At 70.5% G+C, this 19,530-nt stretch carries 23 protein-coding genes; 9 read left to right on the forward strand and 14 right to left on the reverse strand.

The window, feature by feature from the left end:
• Positions 1-98 precede the first annotated feature (98 nt).
• Complete coding sequence (locus M6G65_RS28850) at positions 99-362, reverse strand: invasion associated locus B family protein (RefSeq protein ID WP_238194690.1); 264 nt, start codon at positions 360-362, stop codon at positions 99-101.
• A 147-nt stretch (positions 363-509) separates the two neighbouring features.
• On the opposite strand from M6G65_RS28850, the gene M6G65_RS28855 reads away from it, so the two are divergent.
• Both M6G65_RS28855 and M6G65_RS28860 read left to right on the forward strand, forming a co-directional pair.
• The gene (locus tag M6G65_RS28855; RefSeq protein ID WP_238194691.1) at positions 510-773 is read left to right on the forward strand and encodes a hypothetical protein; all 264 of its coding nucleotides are present in this window, start codon (positions 510-512) and stop codon (positions 771-773) included.
• Between the two features lie 60 nt (positions 774-833).
• Positions 834-1,133, forward strand: a complete 300-nt coding sequence (locus M6G65_RS28860; protein ID WP_192706240.1) for a hypothetical protein — start codon at positions 834-836, stop codon at positions 1,131-1,133.
• Between the two features lie 21 nt (positions 1,134-1,154).
• On the opposite strand, the gene M6G65_RS28865 is transcribed toward M6G65_RS28860, so the two are convergent.
• A complete protein-coding gene (locus tag M6G65_RS28865) occupies positions 1,155-2,633 on the reverse strand; it encodes a catalase family protein (RefSeq protein ID WP_238194692.1) in 1,479 nt (492 codons plus the stop codon).
• A 191-nt stretch (positions 2,634-2,824) separates the two neighbouring features.
• On the opposite strand from M6G65_RS28865, the gene M6G65_RS28870 reads away from it, so the two are divergent.
• Entirely contained in the window at positions 2,825-3,070 is a 246-nt protein-coding gene (locus M6G65_RS28870) for a hypothetical protein (RefSeq protein WP_238194693.1), read from the forward strand.
• 27 nt (positions 3,071-3,097) lie between these two features.
• Here the strand turns inward: M6G65_RS28870 and M6G65_RS28875 are convergent, their stop codons facing one another.
• Positions 3,098-3,838, reverse strand: a complete 741-nt coding sequence (locus M6G65_RS28875) for a DUF4336 domain-containing protein (protein WP_238194694.1) — start codon at positions 3,836-3,838, stop codon at positions 3,098-3,100.
• 314 nt (positions 3,839-4,152) lie between these two features.
• Positions 4,153-6,288, reverse strand: a complete 2,136-nt coding sequence (locus M6G65_RS28880; protein ID WP_250103184.1) for a S9 family peptidase — start codon at positions 6,286-6,288, stop codon at positions 4,153-4,155.
• A gap of 358 nt (positions 6,289-6,646) precedes the next feature.
• On the opposite strand from M6G65_RS28880, the gene M6G65_RS28885 reads away from it, so the two are divergent.
• Together M6G65_RS28885 and M6G65_RS28890 are read left to right on the forward strand one after the other, a co-directional pair.
• Positions 6,647-6,868: a hypothetical protein gene (locus M6G65_RS28885; protein ID WP_238194933.1), complete on the forward strand. Its 222-nt coding sequence runs from the start codon at positions 6,647-6,649 to the stop codon at positions 6,866-6,868.
• A gap of 93 nt (positions 6,869-6,961) precedes the next feature.
• Positions 6,962-7,810 (forward strand): DUF6456 domain-containing protein, encoded by an 849-nt coding sequence (locus M6G65_RS28890; protein ID WP_238194696.1) that lies wholly within the window; start codon positions 6,962-6,964, stop codon positions 7,808-7,810.
• A 76-nt stretch (positions 7,811-7,886) separates the two neighbouring features.
• Here the strand turns inward: M6G65_RS28890 and M6G65_RS28895 are convergent, their stop codons facing one another.
• The 5 genes from M6G65_RS28895 to M6G65_RS28915 all read right to left on the reverse strand — a co-directional run bounded on the left by M6G65_RS28895 (position 7,887) and on the right by M6G65_RS28915 (position 13,245).
• Complete coding sequence (locus M6G65_RS28895) at positions 7,887-8,315, reverse strand: SufE family protein (RefSeq protein WP_250103185.1); 429 nt, start codon at positions 8,313-8,315, stop codon at positions 7,887-7,889.
• A gap of 80 nt (positions 8,316-8,395) precedes the next feature.
• On the reverse strand, positions 8,396-9,493 hold the full coding sequence (locus M6G65_RS28900) for a sensor histidine kinase (protein ID WP_238194698.1): 1,098 nt from the start codon (positions 9,491-9,493) through the stop codon (positions 8,396-8,398).
• 165 nt (positions 9,494-9,658) lie between these two features.
• Positions 9,659-10,081 carry a DUF6894 family protein gene (locus M6G65_RS28905; protein WP_238194699.1) on the reverse strand — a complete coding sequence of 141 codons (423 nt, stop codon included), beginning with the start codon at positions 10,079-10,081 and terminating at the stop codon, positions 9,659-9,661.
• A gap of 4 nt (positions 10,082-10,085) precedes the next feature.
• Complete coding sequence (locus tag M6G65_RS28910; protein WP_238194700.1) at positions 10,086-10,817, reverse strand: Crp/Fnr family transcriptional regulator; 732 nt, start codon at positions 10,815-10,817, stop codon at positions 10,086-10,088.
• A 100-nt stretch (positions 10,818-10,917) separates the two neighbouring features.
• Positions 10,918-13,245, reverse strand: coding sequence for an FdhF/YdeP family oxidoreductase (locus tag M6G65_RS28915; protein ID WP_250103186.1), 2,328 nt, complete (start codon positions 13,243-13,245; stop codon positions 10,918-10,920).
• 123 nt (positions 13,246-13,368) lie between these two features.
• Between M6G65_RS28915 and M6G65_RS28920 the strand changes: the two genes are divergently transcribed.
• On the forward strand, positions 13,369-13,617 hold the full coding sequence (locus M6G65_RS28920) for a hypothetical protein (protein WP_238194702.1): 249 nt from the start codon (positions 13,369-13,371) through the stop codon (positions 13,615-13,617).
• A gap of 86 nt (positions 13,618-13,703) precedes the next feature.
• On the opposite strand, the gene ssb is transcribed toward M6G65_RS28920, so the two are convergent.
• Together ssb and M6G65_RS28930 are read right to left on the reverse strand one after the other, a co-directional pair.
• Positions 13,704-14,255, reverse strand: a complete 552-nt coding sequence (gene ssb / locus M6G65_RS28925; RefSeq protein WP_238194703.1) for a single-stranded DNA-binding protein — start codon at positions 14,253-14,255, stop codon at positions 13,704-13,706.
• A 168-nt stretch (positions 14,256-14,423) separates the two neighbouring features.
• Complete coding sequence (locus tag M6G65_RS28930) at positions 14,424-15,443, reverse strand: NADP-dependent oxidoreductase (RefSeq protein ID WP_238194704.1); 1,020 nt, start codon at positions 15,441-15,443, stop codon at positions 14,424-14,426.
• A gap of 121 nt (positions 15,444-15,564) precedes the next feature.
• Here M6G65_RS28930 and M6G65_RS28935 point away from each other — a divergent pair, with 121 nt between their 5' ends.
• Positions 15,565-15,972 (forward strand): DUF4174 domain-containing protein, encoded by a 408-nt coding sequence (locus M6G65_RS28935; protein WP_238194705.1) that lies wholly within the window; start codon positions 15,565-15,567, stop codon positions 15,970-15,972.
• Positions 15,973-16,121: 149 nt separating this feature from the next.
• Positions 16,122-16,298, forward strand: a complete 177-nt coding sequence (locus tag M6G65_RS28940; protein WP_250103187.1) for a hypothetical protein — start codon at positions 16,122-16,124, stop codon at positions 16,296-16,298.
• A 164-nt stretch (positions 16,299-16,462) separates the two neighbouring features.
• Here the strand turns inward: M6G65_RS28940 and M6G65_RS28945 are convergent, their stop codons facing one another.
• From M6G65_RS28945 to msrQ, 3 genes are all read right to left on the reverse strand, one after another.
• On the reverse strand, positions 16,463-16,831 hold the full coding sequence (locus tag M6G65_RS28945; protein ID WP_238194706.1) for a hypothetical protein: 369 nt from the start codon (positions 16,829-16,831) through the stop codon (positions 16,463-16,465).
• A gap of 110 nt (positions 16,832-16,941) precedes the next feature.
• Positions 16,942-17,331 carry a hypothetical protein gene (locus tag M6G65_RS28950; protein WP_238194707.1) on the reverse strand — a complete coding sequence of 130 codons (390 nt, stop codon included), beginning with the start codon at positions 17,329-17,331 and terminating at the stop codon, positions 16,942-16,944.
• Between the two features lie 67 nt (positions 17,332-17,398).
• Positions 17,399-18,328 carry a protein-methionine-sulfoxide reductase heme-binding subunit MsrQ gene (gene msrQ / locus M6G65_RS28955; RefSeq protein WP_238194934.1) on the reverse strand — a complete coding sequence of 310 codons (930 nt, stop codon included), beginning with the start codon at positions 18,326-18,328 and terminating at the stop codon, positions 17,399-17,401.
• Between the two features lie 181 nt (positions 18,329-18,509).
• On the opposite strand from msrQ, the gene M6G65_RS28960 reads away from it, so the two are divergent.
• The gene (locus tag M6G65_RS28960) at positions 18,510-19,526 is read left to right on the forward strand and encodes an aldo/keto reductase (RefSeq protein ID WP_238194708.1); all 1,017 of its coding nucleotides are present in this window, start codon (positions 18,510-18,512) and stop codon (positions 19,524-19,526) included.
• The last annotated feature ends 4 nt before the right edge of the window (positions 19,527-19,530 follow it).

Here is a 19,530-nt window from a genome sequence, read left to right on the forward strand (position 1 = left end):
GCGCGCGCGCCTTCAAGACCTGAGCGATGCTTCGCGACGCGGTCATGAACAGCCGTCGGGCCGGTGCCGCGTCCGGTCGCCGGCCCGACGGATCGACCTTAGCGGGAGCAGCCGATGCAGATGCCGCGGGTGATGGCGTCGTTGCGTTGCTCGGTGGCGTCCCGGCGCTCGATGCTTCCGGTCTCGTTGGGATTGAGGGCGCCCGGATTCGGCACGGTCTGGCCGGTCGCTGCGGTGTGCGGCGCCTTGGCCGCCGAGGTGGGGCCGCCGCCGGTGCCCGTCTGGCTGATAGGCTGGGCGAAGGCGGGGGCGGCGCTCAGGGCAAAGGCCGTGGCCAGCGTGAGGATCGTCGATCTGCGCATGTGAACCTCCCAACACGGCATGCGTCTGCCTGCATGAAATCGACGCATCCGAGCGGCGGAAGTTCCCGCTGCTCGACCGCGCCGCCTCCTGACGGCATATCGGTCATGGCCTAAGAGGGGCTGTGGGCGGCCAACGGGGGTGGGTGGATGACCAACGGCGACGGCACCGGCGCGCCGAACGCGAAGATCGCGGAGGTCCAGCGCCTTGCGACGGCGCTCGCGGCCCGGGTCCGTTACGCGCAACTCGTCGGGCGGCCGGTCTACGAGGAGCAGATCACCGCCCTGGTCAGTGCCGCGCGCCTGATGGATGAGGCGAACGCGCCTTGGCCGCCCATGGTGGAGGAGGTGCTGACGGAACTCGCCAAATCCCTCGACGGCGTCGATCCGGCCCCGGAGTCCGGCGGCCCTTGAACGCGCCGCATTCAGGACCACCCTTCTCTTTCTCAGCATAGGGATCGAGGCAGGTAAGCGATGGAGCAGGACACCCCAGGCGTCGATCGGACGGCCCGCACGATCGCCGAGAACGTTCACGCCGCCTATTGGCGCCAGGCTCAAGGGGCCGAACACCCGCAGGTCGAGCAGACATTCCTGACGCGCCTCGTCGAGGCGATCCGGCCGGAGATCCCGGGCGGCTCGCCCGGCGCGATCATCGGCGCCGCCAATGCCGTGCTGGACGCCCTCGAGCAGCAGAACCCGGGGCTTCGCGGCCCGCGGGTCAGTGCCCTGAACCGAGCGGAGGGCTCGGTCGGAATGGATCCGCCGGGCGCCTGATCCGACGGCGGCGTCCCCGCGTCAGGCGGGGACCTCGGCGATGGACCGGATCTCCCGCACGGGATGCGCGCCGGCCTCCCTCCGGATGCGCGCCATCTCGGGATAGGCGCGCATCCGGGCCCGGTTGATCGAGCCGAGCGGCCGGTGCGCCGCGAGGCTGTGCGAGACGCAGAACGACAGGGCCTCGTCGACATAGGCACGGCGCGCCGCGCTGAACGCGTCCTGCTTCGGGAAGCGGAGCCGGGCCACCGTCTGATAGGGACTCTCGTCCTCGCGCCAGGCGACGCTGGCATCCTCGACGGGCATCCGATCCAGATCGGTGCAGAGCTGCACGCGCACGTCGAATTCCGCGTCGTGCGCGCGCAGATAGCCAACCGTGGCCGTCCGCAGGGCGTCCGGATCCTGGGCCGGGTCGACGGTCGCGTCCGCGAGGACGCGCTGGGCAGCCCCCACCGGCACGACCGCGAGCTTGGCGATGTAGGCGCCGAAGCGCAGTGGCGCCTGCGAGAAATAGGCTTCCGCCAGCGGATGCACCCGGGGATGGCCGAAGAAGTCGAGCATCGCGCTGCCGGCGCCGACGGCGTCGAGGGCCGCGTTTCCGGCCCGCGCCACAGACGAGACGGCCGCCTTCACGCCGTCCGGGATCTGCGGACCGTGCTCCAGCGCGAGATGGTTCGCCAGGAACTGCCGGGCCGTCCCGGCGGCGAAGCGAGGGCCGCTGTCGAGCACGAAATCCTGGGTCAGCTCGCCGGCATGCCCAGGGAGCATCGCGCCTGGAACGCCGATGACCTTGAAGGAGAAGCCGCGCTGGGTGGCGACCGCGTCGGACGCGATCTCGCCCGGAACGTTGGCGAGTCGCGCCACCACGGGGTAGCGTCCCGGCTCCGCGAACAGGCCCTGCCGGAGCCAGGGCGGCAGATTCGGGAGCACCTCCAGCTCGCCCAGTGCGGCGCCGTGCAGCTTGCCGTGCGAGGCGCGGACCGGGCGGCCGAACGTCTTGAGATTCCGGGCGTGCAGCCGCTTCTGTGACTCCACGATTCGATCGATCGTCGCGGCCTCGTCCGCCGCGATCGTCTCCACATCGGCGCTGTAGCGCACGTAGCGGAGCTCGGCCGGGCTGCTGGGGATCCACCGGGTCCGGGTCTTGGCCCGGGTGTTGGCCTTCAGCCAGAAGGTGGTGTCCAGCAGGACGACGGGTGCCACCGCCAGGGCGGCCGCGAAGGTGCGGCCCCGTCTCGGGTTGGAGGGCGTGGCCCGCGCCGCCAGCAAGCCGCCGTCCAGGACGTCCCCGGCCACGCGCAGGCCGAGGTGCCGCTCCGGCTCGTCCGCGGCCAGGATCGCGACACCCGAGGCGATCTCGCGCAGCCCGTAGATCTGGATGAGCCCCTCGTGTCCCTCCAGCCCCGTCGCTTCGGCGACGCGACGGGGCGCGAAGGTCTCGGCCAAGCCCAGGCCGATCCCGAACCAGGCCAGCCCGCGGGCCATCGTCCGATCATCCATGGAAGATCCCGTTCTGCGCCGCCGATCCATGATTGGCCAACCGGACGGTCCTGGCGGTGTTCCGGGGCATGACTGGCTCGGAACTTCGGCGAAACGGGCTGATTGGCCAAGAGATGCGGATGAGGGGTGTCGCTGATCGCGAGCATGGTGGGTCCTCAGTCCGGAATCCCTGTTGGAAAGCCGATCGCCGCATGATCCTGAGCCTGCAGCCCGTGCAGGTCGCGACGAACAGCGACGATGCCGAGAGCCAGCTCGTCTTCGCGGACGGCTTCCTTGTCGCGGTCCTAGTCCGATTGTCCGAGCAGCACGGCGCGGATGCGGGAAAATGGTTCCTCGAAGCCGGGTTCGGCCCGGTCAATCGGGTGGCGCCCTCCCTGTTCGAGGATCTCGGTGCCGCGCGGCTCTGGATCATCCGGCAGCTGGGCGCAGGGCCCTGAGCCGGATGCGGGACCGGGCTGGCGCGATCAGCCGAACGCGCCGAGCCAGCGCAGGGACCGCCGCAGGTGCGCGGTGCCGTCCCGCATGAACCACAGGCCGTGGGCGAACACGACCCGCTCGGGCTCCAGCGCGAGGAGCTCCGAGACCGCCTGCACGGCCGCGCGCCGCCGCAACCTGATCACGAGGCGCAGATAGGGCGGCGGCTGCCCGTCCGGCGTGGTCATGCGGGCGAGGCGCAGGAGCGGGCGCAGGAGCGCCGGCATCTTGGCCGGTTCCAAGTTGAGGACGAGGTCGGTCAGGATCAGGGTGCGGCTCGCCCCGTGGAAGAACGCGACCTCCCGGAACGAAAGGCCGCCCGGTACCACCACCTGGCGCAAATCCGCGGCCCATTCCGGCGGCGCCGCGTCATCGAGCACCCGGTCGATGCGCAGGCCCGAGCGGCGGACCTGCCCGCGCTGGCGCAGGTTCGGGGCGCCCCAGGTCAGGGCGTCCGGACAGTGCGTCTGCCACTCCTTCAGGAAGGTCCAGTGGGCGATGTTCGGCGCGACCATGTGGCGGATGGGCCCCAGCGCGGCAATGTCCTGGTGCAATTGCGGATCGTAGCGCGTCGGCGAGTGCAGCCAGATCGAGCCGTCGCGGAGCCGGATCACGGTCATCCGGACCGGGAGCGGGATCCCGAGGGCGCGCAAGGGGCCGCTGTCCACGATCCAGAGGCCATCGGCCACGGGCTTGAGCACGTCGAGCGGTGGATAGGTCGCCTCGGACAAACACGGACTCTCCGAACGAAGACAGGCGGCCCCGTGCACCGGGGTCGGCACTACGGGAACACCGGAGACCCGAGGGGTTTCCCGGGCGCATCCGGCGGCCGGGTCGCGCGATGCGTTCTGTCCGGTCCGGTCGAAGCCTTCGTGCGCCACGGTCCCCCACCGTGCCGAACGGAGCAGGCGGTGGACACCGGGCTCATCCTCCGCGTCGTACCCGCCGGGCGGTTCGGTCTGAATGCGCCAGGTGCGTCCGAGGCATAGGGCGTCTCGCCCGCGGGCGCAGAGACCTTGGAACTGCGCAGGGAGCCGTTCGAACTCTACGCCTTCCCCACCGCCATGAGCGCGAAGGCGTAGATCAGCGCGACCTCCTCGAGTCGGTCGAACCGGCCGGCTGCGCCGCCATGGCCGGCCTCCATGTTGATCCGCAGCAGCACCGGCCCGCCGCCGGTCATGGTGGCCCGCAGCCGCGCGACCCACTTCGCCGGCTCCCAGTAGGTCACCCGCGGGTCGGTGAGCCCGCCGAGCGCCAGGATCGCCGGGTATTCCTTGGCGGCGACGTTGTCGTAGGGCGAGTACGACAGGATCGTCCGGAAGGCGGCCTCACTCTCCCCCGGGTTACCCCATTCGGGCCATTCCGGCGGGGTCAGGGGCAGCTCCGCGTCCAGCATCGTGTTGAGCACGTCGGCGAAGGGCACGTCGGCGACGATGCCGGCGAACAGCTCCGGGGCGAGGTTGGCCACCGCCCCCATCAGCATCCCGCCCGCGGAGCCGCCATGGGCGACGATGCGCTTCTCGGCGGTGTAGCGCGCCGCGATCAGCGCCCGCGCGCAGGCGATGAAGTCCGTGAAGGTGTTGGGCTTCTTCTCGCGCTTGCCGTCGAGATACCAGCGCCAGCCCTTCTCGGTGCCGCCGCGGATATGCGCGATGGCGTAGACGAAGCCGCGGTCGGCGAGGCTGAGCAGGTTCGTCCGGAACGCCGCCGGCATCAACGTGCCGTAGGAGCCGTAGCCGTAGAGCAGCAGCGGCGCGCTGCCGTCGAGGGCGAGATCCCGCCGGTGCAGCAGCGAGATCGGGACCTGCTCGCCGTCGGGCGCGGTGGCGAAGAGCCGCCGGGTCACGTAGGCGGCCGGATCGTGCCCGCTCGGCACCGTCTGCCGCTTGCGCAAGGTCCGTGTCCGGCTCGCGCAATCGTAATCCCAGGTCTCGGACGGCGTCGTCATCGACGAGTAGACGAAGCGGATCGTCGCCGTGTCGAAGGCGAGCCCGGCGCGCAGGCCGAGGGAGTAGGCCTCCTCGTCGAACGCAACCGTGTGCTCGGTGTCGTCGGCGAGGGCGCGCACGACGATCCGCGGCACGGCGTTCTCGATCTCCAGCCGGATCAGGTGGCCGGCGAGCACATGCAGGTGCCGGATCATCACACCGGCCCGGTGCGGCACCAAGTCGGTCCAAGTGGCGCGGCCCGGATCGTCGAGGGGCGCGGTGACGATCTTGAAGTCCTCGGCGCCGTCGGCGTTGGTCCGGATGAACAGCCGGTCGCCGCGATGCTCCACCCCGTAGATCAGCAGCGGCGTGCGCGGCTCGATGAGGCGTAAGCGTGCGCCCTCCGCGTGGCGGTCGAGCAGCCGGACCTCGGACGTCTCGTGGTCGCTCGCCGTCACGTCGAGGAACGCGCCGGACTGGGTCTTGCCGATATGCACGAAGTAGCCGGCATCGGCCTCCGTGTAGAGGGTCTCGTCCGCGCTCTGCGGCGTGCCGAGGCGGTGGCGCATGACCTTGGCGGGCCGGTGATTGGCGTCCACCGCCACGTACCAGAAGCTCTCCCCGTCCCCGGCCCAGACCGCCTCGCCGGAGGTCGCGTCGACGCGGTCGTCGCTGTCGAGGCCGGTGGCGAGGTCGCGCACCCGGATCGTGTAGAGTTCGGAGCCCTTGGTGTCGACGCTCCAGGCCAGCCGGGTGTGATCGTCGGAATGGACCGCGGCGGCGATCTCGAAGAACGGCAGCCCTTCGCCCTCGCGATCGCCGTCGATGAGGATGGTCTCGTCCGGATCCGGCCCGGATTCGGGCACGTCCGGCGCGGTCACCGGCCGCCGGCAGACCAGCGGGTGCTGCCCGCCCTCCCGGTGGCGGGTGTAGTAGGCGAACGGCCCGTCGGGCTCCGGTACGCCGCTCTCGTCCTCCTGGATGCGTCCGCGCATCTCGGCGACCAGGGTCTGGCGCAAGGCCGCGGTCCCGGCGAGCGCCGCTTCGGAGAAGGCGTTCTCGGCCTTGAGGTAGGCGGCGATATCCTCGGGGAGGGCGGCCGGGTCCTTGAGGACCGTCTGCCAGTTCTCGGCCTTCAGCCACGCGTAAGGGTCGGTGACCTCCTGCCCGTGGACGCTGAAGCGCCGCGGCCGGGCTTCGGCGACCGGCGCGCTGATGGTTTGAGCGTGCAAGCCGTGGCCGATCTCCGTCATCGTCTCTCCGTCAGATCCCCACACATCCGGGTGAGGGGATGTGTCCCGCCGGGCGCCGCGATGCAAGGCACCAGGGGCGCAGGACCGGGGCTCGACGCGTGTGCCGCCGAGGAAGATGGGAGACGCGGAGTCCCGTGCGGATCGCCCGGTCATTCCAAGACGGCGCCGCGGAACCCGGAATCCGGGCTTGCTGACGCTGTCAGCCTGCGCACGTTCGCTGCCTCCGGATCCCGAGCCCGCCGGCGCCGCCGCGGACTCACAAACGCCGGCCGCTTATCGGGAGCCCGTGACAACCTCGGGCGTTGAACCGCGGGCTGTGGCGACGATCACGGCCGCCGATCGACGCCGAGGTGCCGACATGGTCGCGACCCCTGATCCGCAGGACGATCACCCCGAGGCGGATCTGGAGCAGGTGAACGACCTGCTCGCGAAATGGGCGGCGCGGTCCGCGGCGACCAGCGCGGCGCTGATCGAGCGGTTCGAGGCGATGGGCTACGCGGTTCGCGGCAAGTCGGAAGATGAGATTGCCGATGTGCTCTATCGTCCGCCGACGCGGCGGTCACAGTCGGGCTCGAAATAGCTGTGGGTTGTAGGTAAATATACCTTGACGAGCTGAGTTTTCCTGAGAAGATCAGGGTCTCGCGCATCCGGCTTAGCACCGTTGGAACAAAACATGAACAAAAAGGTCAAGGATAAGCCTGCCAAGACCGTAATTCCGGAGCGGGAACGTGCCGCTTCGAGCGACCTGCCGGCCGAGGCGGCCCGCCTGCTGGCGCGGCTCGGTGAGGCCGGCGCTTACGCGCGGCCCGATCCGCTCGTCGAGGATGCACTGGTGGCTCGGCGAGGGGGCGACGGGGTCTCGATCGGCAGCGGACGCTTCGCGACGGCGTCGGGCCGAATCCTCGCGGCCGCCGATCTGGCGGCATGGAATGCCGCCGGCACACAGCTGACGATCACGGCTGCCGGCCGGGCGCGGCTGCGGCGGCAGGCCATGCCGGGCGACATGGCTTTCCCGGCGCAGCACCATGACCTCACCGTGGTGGAAGGCGGTTCGGAGCCGATCTTGCGCAACGCTTCGGAGAATCCCCTGTCCTGGATGATGCGCCGACGGGACCGGGACGGGACGCCGCTGATCGACGCGGCCTCCTTCGAGGCGGGAGAGCGGTTGCGCCGGGACATGACCACGGCGGCACTGCTGCCGCGCATGGGAAGCGCGTTCGGCGCCCCGCGCGTCGATGGCGCCGGCCCACGCGACCCGGCCTCCGCGGCGGATCACGTGATCGCGGCCCGGCAACGCGTGCGCGGCGCTCTCGACGCGGTCGGAAGCGACCTGTCGGGCCTGCTGATCGACCTGTGCGGATTCCTGAAGGGCTTGGAGCGGATCGAGGCGGAGCGGCGCTGGCCGGCCCGGTCGGCCAAGGTCGTGGCCCGCATCGCCCTCGGGCGGCTCGCCGAGCATTATGGCCTGGAGCGGGAGGCCACCGGGCCTGAGCGCGGGCGATTGCGGCTGTGGCGCGGGTGAAAGGGCCCTGTCGGCGCTACGGTCTGCATCAGGGCGCCGCTCCGAGCCGCCTCGCCCGCAAGGACGGCGCGGCTACTCAGGTCTCCGCGGCGAGCCGGACCGCGTCGCGGTGGATGCGCTCTGCCATCGCCCGCACGCCGTTCGAGCGCTTCGAGGTCACGTGGGCGCCGAAGCGCAACTGCCGGAACAGGTCCAGGCCGTCCGTCTCGGCGGCTTCCTGCGGCGTCTTGCCGGTGTAGAGCGCCACCATCAGCGCGACGAAACCGCGGACGATGAACGAGTCGCTGAAGCCGTGCAGGACGAGGCGCGGCGTCCCGCCCGACGGCTCCGCCTTCGTGTCGATCCAGACCTGGCTCTCGCAGCCGTGGACACGGTTGGTCTCGGTCCGCTCCGCCTCGGGCATGGGCGGCAGGGCACGGCCGAGCTCGATCAGGTACTCGAGCCGCATATCGTCGTCTTCGGCGATCTCGAAATTCTCGATGATGGTGTCGATCGGGGGAAGCATGCTCGGCCGGATCCGGAGTGATCTGCGCCGCTATAGGCCGCCCGTGCCGGTGTGGCGACAGGGCGCTGCGCCGCGGGTGGTCATTGCGCGCCGGGACGCGGCGTCGGCAAGGTGAGGCGCAGGGGATCGGCCGGGCTGGCATCGCCCTGGACGACGATCTCGGCCTGCGCCGCGTAGGCGGCGATCAGGCGTGGCCCGAGCTTCGGCACGTTCGGCCGGCCGGACGCGGCCATCTCGCTCACCCCGGAGACAATCGCCAGGCTCAGGGGTTCGTCGCCTGCGGCCTCCATGTCGATGGTGATCGAGCAGGCGACGTGCTCGGCGGTGGCGTCGAGGCACTCGGCCACGATCTCCGCGACGATCATGCCGAGGGCATTGGCGATCCGCGGCTCGACCAGACCGTTCCCCGATCCGCCGACCTGGACGCTGATCCGCCCGGCCCGCCGGAGCTGCCCGAGCCCCGAGGCGAGGCGGTGCAGATAGTCCTTGAGGTCGATCGACGCGATATGCGGCGCTTCGTGCAGGTGCTGCTGCACCAGCGCGATCGCCCGGACCCGCTGGCCCAGGGCCTCGAAGCTGCCGCGGCAGGGATCCGGCGCCGCCCGGCCGTAGAGGCCGATCAGGCTGACCATCACCTGCAGATTGTTGCGGACGCGATGGTAGACCTCCGCGAGCAGCGCCTCCTTCTCGGCCAGCGCGTGCTCGATATGCTCCTCCGCGTGCTTGCGGTCGGTGATGTCGAAGCAGGAGCCCAGATAGCCCTGGAACCGACCGTCCTCCACGAGGGGGCGGGCGGTGTCGAGCAGCCAGCGGTACTCGCCGTCGTGCCGGCGGAGCCGGAACTCGACGGTGAAGGGCTGCTGCGCCTCGAAGGCGTCCGCGACAACCTTGGCGTGCCGCTCGAAATCCTCAGGATGCAGTCCGCTGCGCCAGCCGAGGCCGAGTTCCGCCTCGAGGGGCCGCCCGGTGAATTCCAGCCAGCACTCGTTGTGGTGGATCGCGTTACCGTTCTCGTCGGAACGCCACATCATCAGGGGCACGACGTCGGCGAACCGCTTGAAGCTCGCGCTCAGGGCCGCCGCCTCCGCGGTTCCCTGCGCCGGACCCGTTCCGGTACTCCCCGCCGGACCGTCGTCCGGCGGCTCAGCCTTTCCGAACCCTGGTGGCTGACCGACCATTCGTGACCCGATTCGCTCTGACAGGATGTGTGAGACGAGGTGACCGCAAGCGGATGGCGCCGGTCAACGTGCCGGCCGGATCGCCGTTCCGGCGTGAAGCCGTGTTTGAAGCGGTCATTCACAGGGATCGGGCTGCATCGCTCCGGCCGGGTGCGGGTCAAGCGGCTAGACCTCGGCCGGACCCGCCGCTTCGATGCTCGGGCAGACCCGCCGCGCCGCAGCCCGCATCTCGGCCGCGCTGGCGCGCATCTCGGCGATTTGGGCTCGCATCTCAGCGACCAGCCGCCGCCCCTTCCGGACCTCCGCCAGGCAGGCGAGCTGCTCCGGGACCGGATCGGGCCGTCCGGGCCTGCGCCCGTCGTGCAGCTGCTCGTTGAACGGCACCTCGATCAGCTCGGTGCCGTCCGCACCGCAGATCAGGAACGCGCAGGCCAGCGGCGCCGTGCCCTCGTTCAGGAGGTCGACGCACAGGTCCGGAATCGTCCGGCAGGCTTCCAGATAGGCCGCTTCCACACTCGGCCGGTCGAGGCCGAATGCGTCGCGCTCCAGACCGCGGGGGGTACGCAGGTGGAAGAAGAACAGCGGCATGGCCTCAGCGCACCGGATTCGAGGGAGCATGAGCGTGGTGCAGGTAGTCGGGCCGGAACTCGCAATAGGCCGCCATTTGATCCGGATCCGGAACATGCATCCGGCGCCTTTCCAGCAGGATCAGGCCGTTGTCCCGCAGAACCCGCAGCGACCGGTTGGCGTGGACGGGCGTCATTCCGGTCACGTCGGCGAGGTCGTCCTGCGTCAGCGGCCAGTCGAAGCCGCGCTCGACGGGTTCGTCCACGGCCTGCAGCCGGGCGCGCACCTCGCAGATCAGGTGGGCGATGCGCGGGGCCGCGAGGCGCCGCCCGTTGTTGATCAGGGCCTGACGCAGGAGGCTGTCGGTCTGGAGCGTCGACCAGCGTACGGCCCGCGCGAGGCCCGGCCAGCGCTCCAGCGCCCCCGGGATCTCGGCAGGGTTGATCTCGGCGACCACGCCCGCGGTCAAGGTGGTCACCGAGTGATCGGCATAGCCGAGCAGGTTCGACTGCACGTGGCTGATCTCGCCGGGCAGGATCAGGTCGGTGATCAGGCGGTGGCCGCTGGCCAGCAGCTTCGAGCGGCAGGCCCATCCGTCCAGCATGACGAGGACCCGCGGGATCGATTCCCCCTCGCGGACGAGGCTGTGCCGCGCCTCGACGGCGCGGGTGTGCCGGATCATGTGCATCAGGCCGGCGCGGTCCTCCTCCGAGAGAACGGCGCCGTAGGCCAGCTTGCGGATGAGGCGGTGCGACAAGGCAGCGGATATCCGGACCGATAACGGGTCTAACATGTCCGAAAACCAGTATCCGTTCCAATGGGTCTCGCACAATCCGCAGCCGGTGAGGTCCGGTGGCTCAGCCGGTGGCGTATTCCAGCTCCGGTGCCAGGACCTTGTCGCTGTCGGCGTGCACCGTCACGGGAATCGTCTTGGCAGCCGGGGTCTTGCTGCCGATGGCGTAGTGCCAGATCGGCATCAGGACATTGCATTCCGGATAATAGCCGCCGATGCAGCCGATCGGGATGTCGTACGCCACGACGAGCAGCCCCGAGAGCTTCCGATCGACGCCGTCATCGGCCACCGTCCGCAGCGTCACGGGCTGCCCGATCTTGAGCCCGAGCCGGTCGATATCCGACCGGTTCATCAGCACGACCTTCCGCGTGTTCTTGATGCCCCGGAACCGGTCGTAATAGCCGTAGACCGTGGTGTTGAACTGGTCGTTGCTGCGGAGCGTCATCAGGCGCAGGACGTCGTGCCCGACGCCGGGCATGTCGGCGTCCTCGTCGAGCCCGGTCGGCGTGATGAAGTTGGCCCGGCCCGATTCCGTGTGCCAGTCTCGCCGATTCGCCGGCAGGTCACGCTGGAAGCCGCCCGGCTCCCACATGCGCCGCTCGTAATCCCAGAACGAAGCCGGCAGGGTCTCGCCGATCTCCTTCCGGATCTCGGCATAATCGTCGCTGTAGAGGTCCCAGCGCACGCGCGGGTTGGGGTCGAGCACCCGCTGCGCCAATTCGCAGATCAGCCGGATCTCGCCGATCAGGTGCGGCGAGGCCGGGCGCCGCACGCCGCGGTTGCCGTGCACGCAGGCCGAGGTGTCCTCCATGGAGAGTACCTGCTGGCCCTTCGCGGTCTCGATGATCTCCAGGCGGCTGACCACCGGCAGGATGTAGCTGATGGCACCCGGCAGCAGCGCGGTGCGGTTGAGCTTGGTGATCACGTTGACCGTCAGCCGCTGGCGGCGCCGTGCAGGCTCCATCTGGCCATGGTCGGGGATGGCGCGGGCGAAGTTGCCGCCCAGCATGATGAAGGCCTGGACCTCGTCCCGCAGGATTGCCTCGCAGGCCTCGACGGTGTTGTAGCCCGCCTCGCGCGGCGGCTCGAAGTTGAACTGCTGCCCCAGCCTGTCCAGATCGAACAGCTCGGGCTTCTCGGTGATGCCCATCGTGCGCTGCCCCTGCACGTTGGAATGGCCCCGGATCGGGCAGATCCCGGCGCCCTGGCGGCCGATATTGCCGCGCATGAGCAGGAGGTTGACCAGCATCTGCACGGTCTCGACACCGGCCCGGTGCTGGGTCAGCCCCATGCCGTAGACGCCGATGACCGCCTGCGAATGGCAGTAGACGTGGGCGGTGGATTCCATGTCGGCGCGATGCAGGCCCGCGCGGCGCTCGAGCTCGTCCCAGTCCTGGGCGCGCAGCCAGTCGGCGAAGGTCTCGAAGCCGCTCGTGTTGTCGCGGATGAAGGCTTCGTCGAGGACCGAGCCGCCCTTGGCCTTCGCGGCGTCATGGGCGGCGAGGACTGCCTTGCAGATGCCCGCGATGGCGGCGAGATCGCCCCCCGCCTTGACCTGATGGTACTGCGAGCTGATCCGCGTCGCCTTGCCGGTGAGCATCTCGGTGGGCGATTGCGGGTTCAGGAACCGCTCCAGGCCCCGCTCGCGGAGCGGGTTGTAGGTGATGATTGGGACGCCGCGCCGGCTCGCCTCCTGCAGGGGGTGCAGCATCCGCGGGGCGTTGCTGCCGGGGTTCTGCCCGAAGAACATGATGCAGTCGGACTTGCCGAAATCGTCGAGCGACACGGAGCCGACCGCCTGGCCGATGCTCACCGGCAGCGCCACCGAGGTCGTCTCGTGGCACATGTTGGACGAGTCCGGCAGGTTGTTGTTGCCGTAGAGCCGCGCGAAGAGCTGATAGAGGTAGCTCGCCTCGTTCGAGAGGCGGCCCGAGCTGTAGAACACGGTACCCTTCTTCCGGTCCTCGACGGCGCGGAGCTCGTGGGCGATCTCCTCGACGGCGTGGCCCCAGGAGACCGGGACGTACTTGTCGGTCGCCGCATCGTAGCGCAGCGGATGCGTCAGGCGGCCGGTCTGCTCAAGCTGGTAATCGTCCCAGTCGAGCAGCTCGGTGACCGTGTGGGTGGCGAAGAAGTCCGGCGTGCAGCGGTGCGCGGTCAGCTCCCAGGCCACGGCCTTCACGCCGTTCTCGCAATACTCGAACGGCAGCGGGCTCGCCGGCTTCACCCAGGCGCAGCTGTTGCACTGGTAGCCGTCGACCTTGTTGTGCCGGCTCAGCACGACCGGCACGCTCGCCAGAACACCCTCGCGCTTCAGGATGTTGCCGACCGAGAGGGCGGAGCCCCACCCGCCCGCGGGGAGGGCATACGGCTTGAATTCGGGCTTGTCCAAGGGGCGATCTCCGGGCCGTTGCAGTCGCGGGATACACCGGCTGCATCGCGGCGTTCTCCATCGAAACCGCGGCCACAGCGCTTTGTTCGCGGAAATACGATGAACTTAACGGAGGTTAGCTTGGTGATCGGCCGGGACTACTTGCTGAAGAAGCCGTCGGGCCCATCGGCGCCGAAGCTGTTCCTCGACACACAGGTCGTGCCGCTGGTCGCCAACATAGCCGGCGGGCTGGAGGTGGCGCTCGATCGAGCCGCGGTTCGGACCGGGGTTCGGCCGGCCTTCATCCTAGCCGGCGCGACGGGGCTCCTCGGCTTCGGCCTGATCCGCTTGCTCACGCATCGCGCCGAGTCCCGGCGATCCTACCGGATCTGACGCGCCGGCCGCACCGGCATGGGCCCCAACAAGAAACCCGCCGCGCAAGGCGGCGGGTTCGGTGATTCCCGGACCCGGCGACGGGCCTAGAACGGGATGTCGTCGTCGAGGTCGTAGCCGCCGCGGCTGCCGCCGCCACCGCCGCCCGAGGAGGCCGGAGCCGGACGCCGATCGCCGCCCTGGGCGCGGCCGCCGCCGAAATCGCCGCCCCGGTCACCACCGCGATCGCCGCCGCGGCTGATCTGGCCGCCGCCCTCGTCCTCGCCGGCGAAGTCGCCGCCGCCGCCGCGCCCGTCGAGGATCGTCATCTCGCCGCGGAAACGCTGGAGCACCACCTCGGTGGTGTACTTCTCGACACCGGAATTGTCGGTCCACTTCCGGGTCTGGAGCTGGCCCTCGATGTAGACCTTCGAGCCCTTGCGCAGGTACTGCTCGGCGACGCGGGCGAGGTTGTCGTTGTAGATCACGACCGAGTGCCACTCGGTCTTCTCCTTGCGCTCGCCGGTCGCCTTGTCCTTCCACGACTCGGAGGTGGCGAGGCGCAGGTTGCACACCGGATCGCCCGAGCCGAGGCGGCGCATCTCAGGGTCCCGCCCGAGATTGCCCACCAGAATTACCTTGTTGACGCTGCCCGCCATCGCTCTCTCCTGACCGTACGGATCTCACAGGGCATTTGCCCGGCGGCGCGCGAACCATGCGCCCGGGCCTCCGGAGCGGCAACCTGCGGGACGGGCTTGTGCCCGCTTTCCGCAGCGCCGCCGGATTTGTTTGTTCTACATCCGTTCCAATTCGGCAGCAAGCTGGGGTTATGAAACCCGCACGACCAGCTTGCCGAAATTCCGGCCTTTCAACAGGCCGATGAATGCTTCCGGGGCGTTCTCCAGCCCCTGGACCACGTCCTCGCGGTACCGGACCCGGCCCTCCTGGATCCAGGCGCCGACCTCCTGGCGGAACGTCTCCGCCTGCGCGGCGAAGTCCCAGACGATGAAGCCCTGGATGTGCAGCCGGTTGGTCAGGACCGAGCGCATCAGGCCGGGCAGGCGGTCGGGGCCGGGCGGGACCTCGGTGGCGTTGTAGGCTGAGACGAGGCCGCAGACCGGGATCCGCGCGAAGGGGTTGAGCAGCGGCATCACGGCGGCGAAGACGGCGCCGCCGACATTCTCGAAATAGACGTCGATGCCCTTGGGGCAGGCGGCCGCGAGGGCCCCGGGCAGGTCGGCGCCGCGGTGGTCGACAGCGGCGTCGAAGCCGAGTTCCTCGGTGAGGTAGCGGCATTTGTCCGGACCGCCCGCGATCCCGACCGCGCGAGCGCCCTTCAGCTTGGCGATCTGTCCGACGAGCGATCCCACCGGACCGGCGGCGGCGGCCACCACGACCGTCTCGCCGGCTTTCGGCTGGCCGATGTTGAGCAGGCCCGTGTAGGCGGTCATGCCCGGCATCCCGAGGACGCCGAGCGCCGTCGAGGGCGGGGCGACGGCGGGATCGACCTTGCGCGAGCCCTTGCCGTCCGTGACGCAGTAATCCTGCCAGCCCGCGAAGGCGGTCAGCAGGTCGCCGACGGCATGGTCCGGATGGTTCGAGGCGACGACCTCGCCCACGGTCTCGGCGGTGATCGGCGCGCCGATCTCCACGGGGGCCGCGTAGGATTTCGCGTCGCTCATCCGGCCGCGCATGTAGGGGTCCAGGGACAGCCAGCGGGTGCGCAGGAGGACCTGGCCGGGTCCGGGCTGCGGCACCGGTACCTCTTCCAGGCGGAAATTCTCGGGCCGCGGCTCGCCGTGCGGGCGCGAGGCCAGGACGATGCGGCGGTTCATGGCGGTGGTCATGGCGGACTCCCGGAGACTGGCTGCCTCCGATCTGGGGCGCCCGGCCTCGGCGGCAAACGCATAGGCGCGATCTCATGCGAGGATCGCGCGTTGTCCCGGCTCGGAAGCGCGGAGCGGCGGCATGCGGGAAACGGCACTCGGCCTCGGGCTGGCGGCGATGGCCGCCATGGCGGCGGGGGCTGCCCTGGCCGGTCCCCTCGACGGTTATCGCGACCGGGCGCGGGTGCTGGTCCTGTCGGCGCCCGATTCCGGGGACGCGCAGCTCCGAGCGCAGCGGGCCGCGCTGGCCTCGGTCCGCGCCGGCGTCGCCGAGCGCGACCTCGTGGTGCTGGAAGCGGTCGGTTCCGGGGCGGAGGCGCGGGCCCTGCGCGAGCGCCTCGGCCTCCCCGCGGACAGCTTCCGCGCGGTCCTGATCGGCAAGGACGGAGGCACCAAGATCACCGAAGCGGCGCCGCTCGCGCCGCAGCGGCTGTTCGCCACGATCGACGCGATGCCGATGCGCCGGACCGAGATGCGCGAGCGCCGTTAGGGCCTCGGCCAGGGCCTGATCCCCTGTGCACGGCGGGGCCTCGGACACCAACGGTTAAGCCTACCGGCCTATCACCGAAACGTGTCGACGGCCGCAAGACGGCCGTCCGTTGAGGCCCGCCAGGACGCTCGGACGAGACGCTCGAATCGATGACCCGACAACAAGTCGCCACCGCCATCCGCCGCCTCGCCGACCTGCAGGTCGAGGATATCGAGCGCGCGGTCCGCGACGGCCACAAGACCATCGCGCTGAACGAACTGGCGGATCTGAACCGCCAGCTCAAGGCCTTCGCGGCCGCGCTCAAGAAGGCGCCGGTCCGCATCTGAGCCGGCTTCGAGTCGAGGCCGTCGGTTGATGCATCGCGCTCCGTCATCACGGACGGAGCGCGATGAGAATGGGGGCACGCGACCGCCGCTCTCCCGAATAGCTTCGCTCCGCTCGCACGGACGGCGACGCCGGAACGTCGACCGCGGCCTGGATCAGGCGGGACCTACCAACGGGGGCCGCCCCAGGGACGGGGCGGGATGTCCTCCGGGGGCAGAGGGGGCGGCGGCCCACGGTCGACCACTGGTTCGTCGCAAACCCGCACCCGGCGCAGCACCGGCGCGCCATCCGGATCGAACCGCCGGCGTACGAATTCCCGGCAGGCTTCTGGGGGCGCCGCGGTGAAGCGGGGTCCTCGAAATTCCGGTTCAGGTCGGAGTGGCGGCGGCGGGCGGCTCTCGGGTTCGTCCTCCTGAGCGGGGCCGCCGTAGGGGCGCGGCGGATAGGGGCCGTCGAAATCGGCGGCCAGCGCCGGGCCGGCGGCGAGGAGCAGGGCGCAGAAGCCGGTGCGTACGAGGAGACGACGAGCGGGCACGGGGGCCTCGGCTTGATCGGGCGCGCGGGGATCGCGGCCATCGTCACCGGAGATTGCGCCGGATTGCCTGAACCGCCCCCGTGCGGCGATGTCGGCTGCCGTTCAGCCGGCTAGTTCTGCAGCGCGTTGACCTCGCACTGGGCGTATTCCGAACTCGCCTTCACGTAGGCGCTGAGCTTCTGCAGGTAGGCCTCGGCGATCGGCCGGAAGGCTTGCGCCTGCAGATTGTAGGCCTTGATCGCGTCGTTGTAGCTGTAGGCCTCCCAGCCTGGGCAGCCTTCCTTGGTGTCGAGGCAGGCGGGCTTGGCCGGCAGCGCCGGTTTGGTCGGCCGGGCAGCGGCCGGCGGCGGCTCGGGCGGCGTGCAGGATGCGGCAGCCGGCGCGGGGGCCGTCTGGGCCGTCGCGGCGGGCGCCGCCTTGGCGGCCGGCTTCGCGGGCGGCGCCGCGAGGGCGACGGTCGGCGCGAGCAAGCCCGCGATCAGAAGAAGCGTGCCGCGCATGGCGTCTTGGAAGCTCCGCTGGGCCCGGGGCCGCCGGCGGCGGGGACCGGGAGCGGGTTCTGCGGCATCAGGCCCGCGGCGACAAGGGCTCTCCCGCGGCCTCGCGCGCGGGCTCCCGGCGGGGCGGAGAGGCCGGCCGTCTGCGCGGCGCCGGCCCGGCCGCGCGCGGGCTCGGACCCCGCACCAGCGCCACGACCGGCAGCACCAGCCCGACCGCCAGCACCCACCAGGCGGGCCGGATCGGGCCGGAGAAATCCAGGTTGGCCGCGAGCACGAGGTTCGCCGGGACGCCGCTGGCGAGACCGTACCACGCCGCCTCCAGCCCTGCGGTCGCGAGCGCGGCGAGGACCGCGAGCAGGAGCAGCGACCAGGGCCGCTCCGGCCATCGGAAGCGCCGCATCACCCGCCAGCCCATCAGCAGCAGGAACAGCCCGGCGGAGAAGACCGGATCGGTGACGTCGATCTTCGATTGCAGGAAGTAGTGGACCAGGGCCAGCACGGCGATCGTGTAGACGAGCCGGTGCAGCCGGTTCCAGTTCGGGCCGAGGTTGCGGATCGCCGCGTCCGTGGAGGTCAGGCCCAGGGCGATCAGGCCGATCAGCGCCACGAAGCCGATCGTCAGGTAGAGCCGGAGCGCGATCTCCGAGACGACCTTGGTCAGGATCAGGTTCTGGTCGACCGCGTAGAGGGTGAGGTGGGCCACCGCGTAGGCCATCACGGTGATGCCGAGCATCCGCCGGACGACCAGGACCTTCGGCCAGTCGGCGATGCGGCGCAGCGGCGAGATCGCCAGGGAGAACAGCAGGAAGCGCACCGCCCACTCGCCGGTGGCGTGGATCAGCGCCGTGATCGGCTTCGCGCCGAGCGCATCGAGCCGGTAGGCGGCGGCGAGATACAGGGCGGGCGCGATGCAGGCGAGGAACACCGCAAGCTTCAGCCAGGAGATGCGGCCGGCCCGGTCGAGCCAGGGGAGGGGGACGGCCAGGCGGTCGATCATGGTCTCGAACAGGGCGCTCGTGAGGGAGGCGGGCGGCGGTTTGCTCCGGGCGAGAACGATCGCCCGGCCGTATCGTGCCGGCACGGGTCGGTTCGCCGCGGTCACAGTCAGGTTACACGTGGTGGTTGACCTCAGCGTCCGCGCGGCGAATTAGCGTGGTGACGGACACCGGATGGATCCCATGCAGTACCGCAAACTCGGCCGCTCCGGCCTCAAGGTCTCGCCGATCTGCCTCGGCACGATGATGTTCGGCGGCCCCACAGACGAGGCGACGGCCGGCCGGATCGTCGGCAGTGCCCGCGAGGCGGGGATCAACTTCATCGACACGGCCAACGTCTACACGGAGGGCCGCTCGGAGGAGATCACCGGCCGGGCGATCAAGGCCGAGCGCGACGCCTGGATCCTGGCCACCAAGGTCGCCAACCCGACCGGGCAGGGTGCCAACGACCGCGGCCTCTCGCGGGTCCACGTGATGAAGGCCGCCGAGGACAGCCTGCGCCGGCTCGGGACCGACTTCATCGACATCTACTACCTCCACAAGGAGGACCACGACACGCCGCTGGCCGAGACGGTGCGGGCGATGGCCGACCTCGTCCGCGCCGGCAAGATCCGGCATTTCGGCGTCTCGAACCACCGCTCCTGGCGGGTCGCCGAGATCTGCCGCCTGTGCGACGAGAACGGGATCGACCGGCCGGTGGTGAGCCAGCCCTATTACAACGCCTTCAACCGCATGCCCGAGACCGAGCACCTGCCGGCCTGCGCCCATTTCGGGCTCGGCGTCGTGCCGTACTCGCCGCTCGCCCGCGGCGTGCTCACCGGCAAGTACGATCCCGACGCGCCGCCGCCGGCCGAGTCCCGCGCCGGCCGCCAGGACACCCGGATGATGCAGACCGAGTGGCGGCCGGAATCCCTGCGCATCGCCCGGACGCTCAAGGAGCATGCCGAGGCGCGGGGCATCACGGCCGGCCAGTTCGCCACCGCCTGGGTGCTGAACAACCGCCTCGTCACCGGCGTCATCGCGGGGCCGCGGACCGAGGCGCAGTGGCAGGAGTATCTCGGCGCCCTCGACTACGCCTTCACCCCGGAGGATGAGGCGCTGGTCGACGGGTTCGTGGCCGCCGGCCACCCGACGACGCCCGGCTACAACGATCCGGCCTACCCGCTGGAGGGGCGGGTGCCGAGGAGCGCCACGGCCTGAGCGC

Origin of the sequence: Methylobacterium tardum (assembly GCF_023546765.1) — a bacterium.
GTDB classification, from domain to species: domain Bacteria; phylum Pseudomonadota; class Alphaproteobacteria; order Rhizobiales; family Beijerinckiaceae; genus Methylobacterium; species Methylobacterium tardum.